This is a genomic window from Streptomyces sp. NPDC088785 (genome assembly GCF_044750685.1).
Classification (GTDB): domain Bacteria; phylum Actinomycetota; class Actinomycetes; order Streptomycetales; family Streptomycetaceae; genus Streptomyces.
This window is the reverse complement of sequence record NZ_JBIVKH010000013.1, coordinates 185,949-198,290: the sequence shown is the minus strand read 5'-3', so window position 1 is coordinate 198,290 and position 12,342 is coordinate 185,949. Positions and strand designations below refer to the sequence as shown.

General features: G+C 74.3%; 6 protein-coding genes. 2 read left to right on the top strand and 4 right to left on the bottom strand.

Features of this window, described 5'->3' with window-relative positions; genetic code table 11:
• Positions 1-23 precede the first annotated feature (23 nt).
• Both ACIP5K_RS28865 and rpmB read right to left on the bottom strand, forming a co-directional pair.
• Positions 24-3,038 (bottom strand): BTAD domain-containing putative transcriptional regulator, encoded by a 3,015-nt coding sequence (locus ACIP5K_RS28865; RefSeq protein ID WP_401414165.1) that lies wholly within the window; start codon positions 3,036-3,038, stop codon positions 24-26.
• Positions 3,039-3,209: 171 nt separating this feature from the next.
• Positions 3,210-3,395 (bottom strand): 50S ribosomal protein L28, encoded by a 186-nt coding sequence (rpmB, locus tag ACIP5K_RS28860; protein WP_003957616.1) that lies wholly within the window; start codon positions 3,393-3,395, stop codon positions 3,210-3,212.
• Between the two features lie 266 nt (positions 3,396-3,661).
• Between rpmB and ACIP5K_RS28855 the strand changes: the two genes are divergently transcribed.
• Positions 3,662-5,344: a DAK2 domain-containing protein gene (locus ACIP5K_RS28855; RefSeq protein WP_401414164.1), complete on the top strand. Its 1,683-nt coding sequence runs from the start codon at positions 3,662-3,664 to the stop codon at positions 5,342-5,344.
• Positions 5,345-5,364: 20 nt separating this feature from the next.
• Here the strand turns inward: ACIP5K_RS28855 and ACIP5K_RS28850 are convergent, their stop codons facing one another.
• Positions 5,365-8,091: a tetratricopeptide repeat protein gene (locus ACIP5K_RS28850; RefSeq protein WP_401414163.1), complete on the bottom strand. Its 2,727-nt coding sequence runs from the start codon at positions 8,089-8,091 to the stop codon at positions 5,365-5,367.
• Positions 8,088-9,926: an HSP90 family protein gene (locus tag ACIP5K_RS28845; RefSeq protein ID WP_401414162.1), complete on the bottom strand. Its 1,839-nt coding sequence runs from the start codon at positions 9,924-9,926 to the stop codon at positions 8,088-8,090. Before ACIP5K_RS28845 ends, ACIP5K_RS28850 begins: the two co-directional genes overlap by 4 nt.
• Positions 9,927-10,105: 179 nt before the next feature.
• Here ACIP5K_RS28845 and recG point away from each other — a divergent pair, with 179 nt between their 5' ends.
• The gene (gene recG, locus ACIP5K_RS28840) at positions 10,106-12,319 is read left to right on the top strand and encodes an ATP-dependent DNA helicase RecG (protein ID WP_401414161.1); all 2,214 of its coding nucleotides are present in this window, start codon (positions 10,106-10,108) and stop codon (positions 12,317-12,319) included.
• Positions 12,320-12,342 lie beyond the last annotated feature (23 nt).

Genomic DNA, 12,342 nt, shown 5'->3' with positions numbered 1-12,342 from the left:
CGATGTCCGTGAGCGCTGCACCGTCACAGGTCCACGATGGCGGTCTCCCGCAGAGTCCCGCCCAGTTCGAAGGCCTTCTTGAACACGTCGGGTGCCAGCAGCCGCCGCAGGCGCTGTTCGAGCGGGGTCACGTCCGGGTCGTCGACGATCAGACGGCCACGCAGCGCCGCTGCCGCGCCCAGCAGCGTCACCGCCTGCTCGGGGACGGGCGCGCGGGACGCCAGGGCCTCCGCCACCGCCGCCAGTTCGAGGCTCTGCCCCACCCCGTCGACGGACAGCCGACGAGCCTGCCGGAACCAGTCGTCGGCCTCCTCCGTGCGCCCCTCGGCGAGCGCGGTGCGGCCCAGGCCGAGGAAGACGTGCACCGTCTGGCCCACGCTGTACCAGGACCGGGCGGTCGTCGTCAGCGCCGTCTCGTAGTGCTCGCGCGCACGGGCGCGGTCCCCGGCCAGCCGCGCCGAGTCCCCCATTCCCCAATGCGCACCCGCCACCTTCTCCGGCGCACCCGCCGCCCGCGCGAGGTCGGCCGCCCGTGTGAAGTCCGCGATCGCCTCCTCGTAGCGGGCGCACCGCAGCAGGACGGCTCCCCGCCGGCACAACAGGTCGGCGGTCTCCTCGGGCGCCGCCAGCTCCCGCGCGTAGCCGAGCGCCTCGTCGAGCAGGGACAGGGCGCGCGTACGCTCCCCGCGCCAGTCCGCGAACATGCCCAGCTGGTCCAGGGAGTTGGCCATGCCCCAGCGGTCACCGGTCCTGCGGAACCCCTCAAGCGCCTGCGCGAACAGTGCCTCCGAGGCGGCGGGACGGCCCGCGAACTGCTCCTGGAAGCCGAGCCCGATGCCGAGCAGCGCCCGCCCCCACGGGTCGTCCCCGACCTGCGCCCTGACCCGCTCGTCCCGCGACCGCTCGGGGCCGACGGCGAGCGTCCACAGCACCACGGTGAACGGCAGTCGCAGCTGACGGTCGATCGTGGCCAGGACCTGATCCGCGCGCGCGAGCCGGGCCTCGTCGTCCTCGCCGGTCACGGACATCACCGCGTTCAGCCCGCACAGCGCGTACTCCTCCTCCAGGCCGGGCGGGGGCGTCGGCCCCACCGCGTCGAGCAGGGCACGCGCGAGCGGCACCCGCTCGCCCGCCAGGCCGTGCAGCCGCCAGAACCACGACAGGGCCGCCATCAGGCGCAGCCCGTCATGCGGGGCGGCCCGGACGAGATGGCGCAGCGCCGCGTCCAGATTGCCCTGCTCGGCGGAGAGCCTGGCCAGCCAGGGGAGCTGGCCGTGCCCGCGCAGCCGCGGCTCGGCCTCCTCCGCCAGACCCAGGAAGTACGCGGCGTGCGCGTCCCGCAGCTCCGCGAGCGTGCCGTCCTCCAGCTGCTCGGCACAGAAGGCGCGGATCGTCTCCAGCATCCGATAGCGGCCGTCGGACGCCTCCAGGAACGACTTCTCGGCGAGGGAGGCGAGGAGATCCTCCGGATACGGCACGCCGCACACCTCCTCCACCGCGTCCAGCGTCGCGCCCCCGGTCAGCCCGCTGCCGGCGAACACCGTCATCCGGCAGGCGAGATCCCGCTCCTCCTCGTCGAGCAGTTCCCAGCTCCACTCGACGACGGCCCGCAGGGTGCGGTGGCGCGGCGCCTTGGTGCGATCTCCCCGGGACAGGACGCGGAAGCGGTCGCCCAGCCGCTCCGCGAGTTCGTCCAGGGTGAGCGTGCGCAGCCGGGCCGCCGCCAGCTCGATCGCGAGCGGAAGTCCGTCCAGGGCGGCGCAGATGTCATCGATCGCTGCCCCGCGCGCGTGGCCGTGCGCTTCGAAGTCCGGCCGGACCGCCGCGGCCCGGTCCCGGAACAGCTGGGCCGCCGGGCCCGAGGCGAGCGGCGGCACCGGGCACAGAGCCTCTCCGGTGAGGCCGAGCCCCTCCCGGCTCGTCGCGAGGACGCGCAGCCCCGGGCAGGCCCCCAGGAGGAGGCCGGTCAGGTCGGCGGCGTCCGCGATCACGTGCTCGCAGTTGTCGAGGACGAGCAGCAGGTCCCGGTCCTCCAGAGCGGCCGTGAGACGGTCCGTCGCGTCCGCGGCCTGCGGTCCGCGCAGCCCCTCGCGCACCCCGAGAGCGGTGAGGATCGCGTACGGGATCCGGGTGCCCTCGGTGAGCGGCGCGAGCTCCACGTAACAGACGTTCTCGCGGGAGCGTGCCGCCTCGCAGGCGAGTCGGGTCTTGCCCGCGCCCCCGGGGCCGGTCAGCGTCACCAGCCGCGCTCCGGCCAGCAGCGCGTCGATCCGGGACAGCTCGTCCGCCCGGCCCACGAACCGGGTCAGCTGCGCGGGCACCCCGCGCACGCGGACGGGCTCCTGCCCCCGCAGCAGCTCCAGGTGGAGCGCCGCCAGCTCCGCGGACGGATCGGCTCCCAGCTCGTCGGCGAGCGTGCGCCGCGCGTCCTCGTAGACCCGCAGCGCCTCCGCGGACCGGCCCGCCGCGTGCAGCGTGCGCATCAACAGCCCGTACAGACGTTCGCTGAGAGGGTGCAGGGCGAGCAGTTCGCGGACCTCGGCGACCAGGTCGGCGCCGCCGCCCAGCGCCAGATCCGCCTCGATCCGGTCCTGTGTCGCCCCGAGCCGCAGTTCGTCGAGGCGCGGCAGGCCGGCCGGGGCCGGACCGCGCCACAGGCCCAGGCCCTCGCGCAGCAGCGCCGCCGCGCGCGCGGGATCACCGGCGGCCAGGGCCTGCCCGCCCTCACGGGCCAGACGTTCGAAGCGATGCAGGTCCACGTCGTCCCGGGCCACCAGGAGGCGGTACCCGGCCGGACCCGAATCGATCTCCAGCTCCAGGCGCTTGCGGAGCCGGGAGACCTGCGACTGCAAGGCGTTCGCCGCTCCCGCCGGTGGGGCCTCGCGGTACAGGCCGTCGATCAGACGCTCCACCGAGACCGTGCGGCCCGCGTCCAGGAGCAGCAGCGTCAGCAGAGCACGCGGCCGCGGCCCGCCGGGATCCAGGGGGCTGCCGTCAGAGGCCCGCACGTCGAGAGAGCCGAGGATGCCGAACCGCATGCGCAGAGTCTCGCAGCCACCACTGACAGTGCCACCACTGACAGTCGTGGGGTCGCGCTCGCGAATCCCCGGGCGACGCGGCCCGGAAGGCGCGGGAAAGACGAAGAAGCCGGCCCCCGAGGGGACCGGCTTCTTCAAGCAACCAGCGAGGTGGCCGCGCTACGCGAAACGTCAGCGCGAGACCTTGCCGGCCTTGATGCACGAGGTGCAGACGTTGAGCCGCTTCGGCGTCCGCCCGACCACTGCACGCACACGCTGGATGTTCGGGTTCCAGCGACGGGACGTACGGCGGTGCGAGTGCGAAATGTTGTTGCCGAAGCCCGGCCCCTTGCCGCAGACGTCGCAGTTGGCAGCCACGGGTCACTCCAAAGACTTCAGATGCACTTACGGTTAATCCCGGCATGCCGGGATCGAGATCGAAAGGGATCTGAGTGGCGGTGCCAGGGGGATGGCCCGATGGATATCGGGCAACCGGAGCAGCATACAACGGCTGCTCCGATACAACGAAACTACCATGGTTGCCCGGGCCCCCGTCCCCGGGCCTCGGACCAGGCCCTCTTACCGGGCCGCTCCACGCCGAGGTCTACTCTGCGTGCCAGTCCCGCCGCTCGAAGGAGGCGTAGGTGCCGCAGGTGCCGCATGTGCTCGACGCCGTCGCGGTACGCGCCTGGTGCTCACTCGCCCTGGAAGCGCTCGGCAGGGAGCGCGCGGAGATCGACGCGATCAATGTGTATCCCGTCGCGGACGGGGACACCGGCACCAACCTGTATCTGACCGTGGAGTCCGCCCATCAGGCGGTCGAGGCGGTCTTCACCGGCCTCGAACCCGCCGCCCCCGCCCTGCCCGACGTGATGCGCGCCATGGCGCACGGCGCCCTCATCGGGGCCCGCGGGAACTCGGGCACCATTCTCGCCCAGCTGCTGCGCGGCATGGCCCAGGTGCTCGCCGACGGCCCCCTCGGTGAGGCGGATCACACGGATCCGGTGGACGGGGAGGCGCTCCGGCTGGCCCTGAGCCGGGCCGCCACGTCCGCGCGGGAGGCGGTCGCCCACCCCGTGGAAGGCACCGTCCTCACCGTCGCGACGGCAGCCGCGGAAGCCGCGGCCGGCACGGACGGCGACTGCGGGGCCGTGGCGCGGGCCGCCCACGAAGGCGCGTGCGCGGCGCTCGACGCGACACCGGGACAGCTCGCGGCCCTCGGCAGCGCCGGGGTCGTGGACGCCGGCGGGCGGGGACTCGTCGCCGTACTGGGCGCGCTGAGCCAGGCCGTGACCGGCAACGCCGTACCGGCCTGGCGGCAACGCCGCGTGGACGGGCACGCACGCGTGGACGCGATGTCCCTCGATGCCGAACTGGAGTGCCCCGACGAGCACGTCGTCGCCGGGCCCGCCTTCGAGGTCATCTACCTCCTGGAAGCCGACGACCGGGCCGTGGCCCGGCTAAGGAGCCGGCTCGACACCCTCGGCGACTCCTTGGTCGTCGTCGGCGGGGAAGGACTGTGGAACGTGCACGTGCACGTCGACGACGCGGGCGCGGCCGTCGAGGCGGGCGTCGAGGCCGGACGCCCGCACCGCATCCGCATCACGCACTTCGGCCTCGGCGACGTGCACGCCGACCGGGCCTCCGCGCCGCCCCGCGAGCGGGCGCAGCGGGCCGTGGTCGCCGTCGTACCGGGCGACGGCCTCGCGGGGCTGTACGCGGAGGCCGGCGCGACCACCGTGCCCGACCGCCCCGGTGAACCGCCCGCCAGCGGCGAACTCGTCGACGCCATTCGTCGCGCCCACGCGCGCGAAGTGGTCCTGCTGCCCAACGACGCCGAACTGCGGCACACCGCCGCGGCCGCCGCCGAGCAGGCCCGCTCCGAAGGGGTGCGGGTCGCCCTGATCCCCACCCGGTCCGCCGTCCAGGGCCTGGCCGCGCTCGCCGTCCACGAGCCCGACCGGCGCTTCGACGAGGACGTCGTCGCCATGACCTCGGCCGCGGGCGCCACCCGCTACGCCGAACTGGCCGTCGCCGAGCGGCAGTCCTGGACCATGGCCGGCATCTGCCAGGCCGGTGACGTCCTCGGGCTCATCGACGGGGACGTGGCCGTCATCGGCCACGCGGTCCCGACCACGGCCCGCACGGTGCTGGACCGGATGCTCGCGGCGGGCGGCGAACTCGTCACCCTCGTCCTCGGCGACGACGTGCCCGACGAGGTCGCGGACGCGCTGGAGCGGCACGTCCGCGAGGCCCATCTGGCCGTCGACACCCTCGTCTACCGCGGCGGACGGCAGTCGGCGCTGCTGCTGATCGGCGTCGAGTAGCCCCGCCGCCCCGCGGTCGCTCAGCGCGCCCGCAGCGCGGCCAGGGCCCCCTCCGCCTCGGCCCGGCGCTCCTCGTCCCCGGCCTCCGCGAACGCCGCGGCGGCGGACTCCAGATGCGTCGCCGTGTCCGCGATCTCGCCGCGCCGCTCCAGGAGCTCCGCGAACTGCCGGTGCGTGTGGCCCAGATCGGCCAGCAGGACGGTTCGGGTCTCCTCGTCCGGCCCCGACGCCTCCTCGGCGGCACGGATCGCCGCGCCCATCAGCTCCCGCTCGTCGTCCGCGGACGCGGAGTCCAGCCAGGCACGCGCGCGTAGACACCGCACCACGGCGGGCACCTGCCCCAGGGAGGCCCACAACTCGCCCGCGCGCGCGTACGCCCGGTCCGCCTCCTCCGGGCGGCCCGCCCGGTCCAGGGCGTCCGCCGCCAGGTTCGCGAGCATCGCGTGGTCACGCTGCTCGGACCAGTGCTGGGCGATCTCCGCCGCCTTCAGCCACGCCTGCGCGGCCTGCACGTGCTCCCCGAGCGCGCGGGCACAGTCGCCGAGCCACCAGTGGGCCTGCACGATCGTTCCGTCGCCATGGTCCTCGGCGGACAGGTCGAGCAGCGCCGACTCCAGCACCTCCGCGGCCTCCGCCGTCCGCTCCGCACGCAGCAGGTGACCACCCAGCTGGAACCGCGCCCAGGCGCCGAGCCCCGCGTCCGCACCGTCCTCGTCGGCCCAGTGCGTCGCCTCCAGCGCGTGGTCCGCCGCGTCCGCGAACCGCCCGCTTGCCGCCAGGACGTCGGCCAGCTGGAGGTGGAGCTGGGCCGCCCCCAGGGGCTCCAGATATCCGGCCCCGTGCTCCAGCGCGGCCCGCAGCGCCCGCTCGGCGCCCTCGGCGTCCTCCCGGTCGCGGGCGAGGCCCGCGAGGCGCGCCTCGCACTCGATGGCCAGCCAGGGCCGGGCCGCCGCGACCTGCTCGGCCGCCGACCGCTCGTACAACGCCGCCGCTTCCGCGAGGTCGCCCCGGTGCAGGGCGATGTCCCCCAGCAACGAGCGGGCCGAGGCACCCTGCGAGGCGAGCCGCGGGACGTCCGCGAACGGCTCGACGAGCGCGAGCAGCTGCCCCGCGCACCGCTCCGCCTCGGCGACCTCCGCGTCCCCGGAGTGCGCCTGGAGCAGGAGGCGCGCCCGGCACGCCAGGACGGCGGCCGCGGGGCGGGCCGACGCGGCGTCCAGACCGGAGAGGGCCGCGAGCACCTGCTCGTACGGTTCCCGGATCGCGTCCAGCGCCTCTTCCGTCCGCCCCGCGCGGGCCAGCGCGTACGCCCTGCGCGCGCGGGCCGCCCTGGCCTCCCCGTGGTCGCCACAGGCGTCGTACAGCTCGGCCGCGCGGGCGAACAGTTCGAGGCCGCCGTCGGCCGCGCCCGCCGCGCCGTAGTCGGCCGTCTCGGCCCGGTCGTGGACGGTCAGTTCCAGCCCCTCCGCCTCGGCCGCGCGGGCGGCCCGCTCCCAGGCCAGGCCGGCGGACGGGCCGCCCTCCTCGGCGGACAGCCGGCGGGCCTCGGCGACCAGCGCCGAGGCGTCGGCGGGCCGCCCGGCGGGCGCGGTTGCCGCGGGCACCCGCCGCGCCGCCGCCGGTCGCACGACCCGCACGCCCAGCGGGAGCCTGTCGAGCAGCGGTTGCTGGTCCATCCGCTCCCGCACGCGCCGGCTCACCCGGTCGGTGCCGTTGCGCTCGTCGAAGCGGGCCGCGAGGGCCAGCGCCTCCCCGCGCGCGTGGACGGCGAGACCGGCCGCCGTCCAGGTCCGCCCCGCGGGGCCCGGAACGCTCTGCCCACCCAGGCCGAGTCCGACCAGCCGGTCCATCACCAGAGCCGTCACGGACAGGAAGTCCATCAGCCCGGCCGGGTTGCCGCTGTCCGTGAAGTACGCGGGCCGCTCGGCGAGGAGTTCGACGGCGCGCGCCTCGTTGCCGGTCAGGGCGCAGAACTCCACGTGCGAGGCGAACGATCCCCGCATGGACTCCATCTGCCGGACCAGGCGGTAGCCGCGCAGGTGGTGCGCGCGCGCCTCCTGCGGACGGTTCAGCCGCAGCAGGGGCAGCAGCGAGGCCGCGAGCGCCGCGTGCGGCTCGTGGGCGCACGTGTGCTCGCCCTCCAGGACCGGCCGCCACAGCTCCAGGGCCCGCTCGTCGGCGCGCAATTCCGACTGGCGGACGCCCTGGCCGTTCAGCTCACAGGCGTGGCAGTCCGCCATCTCGTCGCGGTCGGCCGCCAGCCACGCCTCGTACGCGCGCGTGGCCCGCTGTTCGTCGCCCAGGTGGTCGGCGACGAAGAACTCGCTCATCCGCACGGCCCGTTCGGAGTGGCCCGCCACCCGGTAGCGGTGCTCCATCTCGCCGAGCCACTTCTCGATGGAGGCGAGCGGGATGTGCGGCTGGCGGAGCATGCCGGCCGACATCCACTTGAAGACCCAGTGCAGCGAGTGCGCCTCGTAGGCGTCGAACTCCTCGGGGTGCTCGTCCCACATGCGCAGCAGCCGCGCGAAGGGGACGAACATCTTGTCCTTCTCGGAGCTGTAGTTGTACATCTGCACCTGGTGTCCGAGCGCCTCGATGACCGCCAGGGGCTCGGAGAGCTTCTCGGCGTCGGCGAGCAACTGCTCCGCGCGGGCGCCGCGCGCCGGGCCCTCGGGCTGCCCGGCGTTCTCCGCCATCGCGCGCCGCAGGGAGTCCAGGTCGGTGATCTCGTCGGTCCCGTTCATCGGGCGTCGTCCTTTCCGGTGCCGGGGTGCGTGGCCCACTCCAGGAGGCCGATGAACGAGCGGTTGAGGAGTGCGGAGTCGGCCGGGCGCAGGGGGCGCTGGGCCATCAGCAGCGCCTGCCCGTAGAGGGCCTCGGCGGCCGTCCCGATCAGGTCCGCGTCGGTCAGGGAACTCACCCGGCGGATCAGCGGGTTGAGGTGGTTGAGCACGAGACGCGCGCGTGGGGCGCTGCCGCGCAGCGAGCCCAGGATGCCCGCCCACAGGTCGTCCGCCTGCGCCTCGGCCTCCGCGCGTGCCTGCTCGTGGCGGGCCGCCCGGTCGTCCAGGTGCAGCGCGGGCACCGTCAGCGGATGGAAGGCGCGCAGGACGACGTCGCAGCCCAGCGGGTCGAGCCGGGCCCGGGCCGCCGCGAGGAACGCCGACAGGGCCAGCTCGTCGGCCGCGTCGATCGAGTCCAGGTGCGCGGTCACGGTGTCCGCGTCCAGCTCCGCCACCGCCGTGCCGGGACGCACCGAGGGCAGCGCCTGGACCAGATCGGCGTCGTACGTGTAGCCGCCGTTGACGACCCCGATGCCCTGCGCCGACGCGATCGGCGCGACCTGCCGGAACTCCTCCACGGTCCGCGTGAAGTGCACGACCGGGTGGCGCTGGGCGAACTCCTCCAGGGAGAGCCGCCCGTCCGTCGTCTCGAACGGCAGCCAAGGAAGCATCGTGCGCAGCATCTCCTCGTCGTGCCGCGCGAGGGACTTCACCCCGAGGTGGTGCACCGACAGGAAGGCGGCCAGCCGGTCCGGATCACCCGCCGCGAGCGTCGTCAGCCACTCCCGGATGCGCTCGCCCAGGGCCTCCCGCACGGCGGCCAGGGTCTCGTCCTCGTACAGCGATTCGCGCGAGGCGGTGGGGCGCAGGCTGTCCGTGTCGATCACACAGCGCACGAAGAACGCCCAGTCGGGCAGCAGCTGCTCGGCCCGCTCCGTCAGCAGCATGCCCTTCAGGTGGACCCGGTGGCCCGCGCGCTGGGCCGGGCTGACCGCCTGCGGCAGGACGTGCGCGACACCCCGGATGCCCGCGAGCGGCACGTCCAGGTCGATGGAGTCCAGCGGTGTGAAGCCGAACAGCTCGTGGCAGTGCCGGGCCAGCGCGACCCGGCGGCCGGCCGGTGTCGGATACGCGCGGTTCCAGACGGCCGGCAGATCCGTCACCGGGCTCCCGCCCACCGCCACGTCGTACGGCAGCAGCGAACCGAAGTCCCGCGCGAGCGCCAGCACCCGCTCCTCGGACAGCCATTCCGCGGCGCCCGCGCGGGCCTCCAGGTACACGGTCGTCCCCGGCTCGGCGCGGGCCGCGTCCGGGAGCGTGCGGACCGTGTACGAACCGTCGTCGCGGGCCGTCCACTCGACGGGCGGCGCGTCCGGCGTGCGGGAACTGCGGCTCACCACCCGGATCCGCTCGGCGACCACGAAGCACGCCAGCAGCCCGATGCCGAACTGGCCGAGGAAGTCGGCACGCGCCGCCTCCAGGCCGTCACCGCGCTTGGAGCTGCGGCCGATCGTCGCGAGCAGGCTGTGGACGTCCGACTCGGTCAGACCGACACCGGTGTCCTCGATCCGCAGCGCGCCGCCCTCGGCGAACAGCCGCACGGCGGCGGGGGCGTCGGGCTGCTCCGCGCGGCGGGCGGTGATGGCGTCCACGGCGTTCTGCAACAGCTCGCGCAGGTAGACCTTCGGACTGGAGTACAGGTGGTGGGAGAGCAGATCGACCAGCCCGCGCAGATCGACCTGGAACGTGTGCGGCGCCTGGGCGCGCGGGGCGTCGTGAGAAGTCTGGGAATCCATCGTCGCTGCGCCGGTGGGGGACGACGGCGCGGGTCGGGCGGCCCTGCGTGAGGTGGCCGCGAAAAGGACGGAAGGCGGTCATCCTAGGGCCGGCAAGCCGCTCCCGACCAGCGGTTTTCGGCGATACCGGTCCACGGGTGCCGGGAACCTGCCCGGGAATGTCAGTGGCGTGGTGTGCAATGGATCTCGTGCCTGTGCTCGAAGAACCGCTGAAGAAAGTGCTCGGCCCCGCCACCGCGAAGGTGATGGCCGAGCACCTGGACCTGCACACCGTCGGTGATCTGCTCCACCACTACCCGCGCAGATACGCCGAGCGCGGTGAGCTGACCCGGCTCGCGGAGCTGCCGCTCGACGAGCACGTCACGGTCGTCGCCCAGGTCGCGACCGCGCGCGTCCTGAGGTTCAACGGCGGCAGCGGCCAGCGCCTCGAAGTCACCATCACCGACGGCAGCGGCCAGATCCAGCTCGTCTTCTTCGGCAAGGGCATCCACAAGCCCCACAAGGAGCTGCTGCCGGGCACGCGCGCGATGTTCGCCGGCAAGGTCTCGGTGTTCAACCGCAAGATGCAACTGGCGCACCCCGCGTACCAATTGCTGCGCGCCGACACCGCCGAGGACGCCACCGAGGCCGCCGAGGCCGTCGGCTCCTGGGCCGGCGCCCTCCTCCCGATCTACCCGGCCACCGCCAAGCTGGAGTCCTGGAAGATCGCCAAGGCCGTCGACCTGGTCCTGCCCAGCGCCCCCGAGGCCGTCGATCCGCTCCCGGAGTCGCTGCGCGAGGGCCGGGGCCTGGTGCCGCTCCCCGAGGCACTGCTGAAGATCCACCGGCCGCACACGAAGGCGGACATCGCCGACGCCCGCGCCCGCCTGAAGTGGGACGAGGCGTTCGTCCTCCAGGTCGCCCTGGCCAGACGCCGGTTCGCGGACACCCAGCTGACCGCCGTCGCGCGCGAGCCGAAGCCCGACGGGCTGCTGACCGCCTTCGACGCCAAGCTGCCGTTCACGCTCACCGACGGCCAGCAGAAGGTCTCCAAGGAGATCTTCGACGACCTGGCCACCGAGCACCCGATGCACCGGCTGCTCCAGGGCGAGGTCGGCTCCGGCAAGACGATGGTCGCCCTGCGCGCCATGCTCGCCGTCGTCGACGCGGGCGGCCAGGCCGCCATGCTCGCGCCCACCGAGGTCCTCGCCCAGCAGCACCACCGCTCGATCACCGAGATGATGGGCGAGCTGGCCCAGGGCGGCATGCTCGGCGGCGCCGAGCACTCCACCAAGGTGGTGCTGCTCACCGGCTCCATGGGCACCGCGGCACGCCGACAGGCGCTGCTCGACCTCGTCACCGGCGAGGCGGGCATCGTCATCGGCACGCACGCGCTGATCGAGGACAAGGTGCAGTTCCTCGACCTCGGCCTGGTCGTGGTGGACGAGCAGCACCGGTTCGGCGTCGAGCAGCGCGACGCCCTGCGCTCCAAGGGCAAGCAGCCCCCGCACCTGCTCGTCATGACGGCGACCCCGATCCCGCGCACGGTCGCGATGACCGTCTTCGGCGACCTGGAGACCTCGGTCCTCGACCAGCTGCCCGCCGGGCGCTCGCCCATCGCCAGCCATGTCGTCCCCGCCGCCGACAAGCCGCACTTCCTCGCACGCGCGTGGGAGCGCGTGCGCGAGGAGGTGGAGAACGGGCATCAGGCGTACGTCGTCTGCCCCCGCATCGGCGACGACGAGGACGACAAGCCCAAGAAGGGCAAGAAGAAGTCCGCCGAGGACGAGGCCGAGAAGCGGCCGCCCCTCGCGGTGCTCGACGTCGCCGAGGAGCTGGCGCACGGGCCGCTCCAGGGCCTCACCGTCGAAGTGCTGCACGGGCGGATGCACCCCGACGACAAAGACGCGGTGATGCGCCGGTTCGCCGCGGGGGAGACCGGCGTCCTGGTCGCCACCACCGTCATCGAGGTCGGGGTGAACGTGCCGAACGCCACCGCCATGGTGATCATGGACGCCGACCGGTTCGGCGTCTCCCAGCTGCACCAGCTGCGCGGCCGCGTCGGACGCGGCTCGGCGGCCGGCCTGTGCCTGCTGGTCACCGAGATGCCCGAGGCGAGCCCCGCGCGGGCCCGGCTGGGCGCCGTCGCCTCCACGCTGGACGGCTTCGAGCTGTCCCGGATCGACCTGGAGCAGCGGCGCGAGGGCGATGTGCTCGGCCAGGCCCAGTCCGGCGTGCGCTCGTCGCTGCGGATGCTCACCGTCATCGAGGACGAGGAGATCATCGCGGAGGCGCGGGAGGAGGCGACGAAGGTGGTGGCCGCCGATCCCGACCTGGAGCGGCTGCCCGGCCTGAAGACCGCCCTGGACGCCCTGCTGGACGCCGAGCGGGAGCAGTACCTGGACAAGGGGTGACCCCGGGCCGGACACGGGCCGCC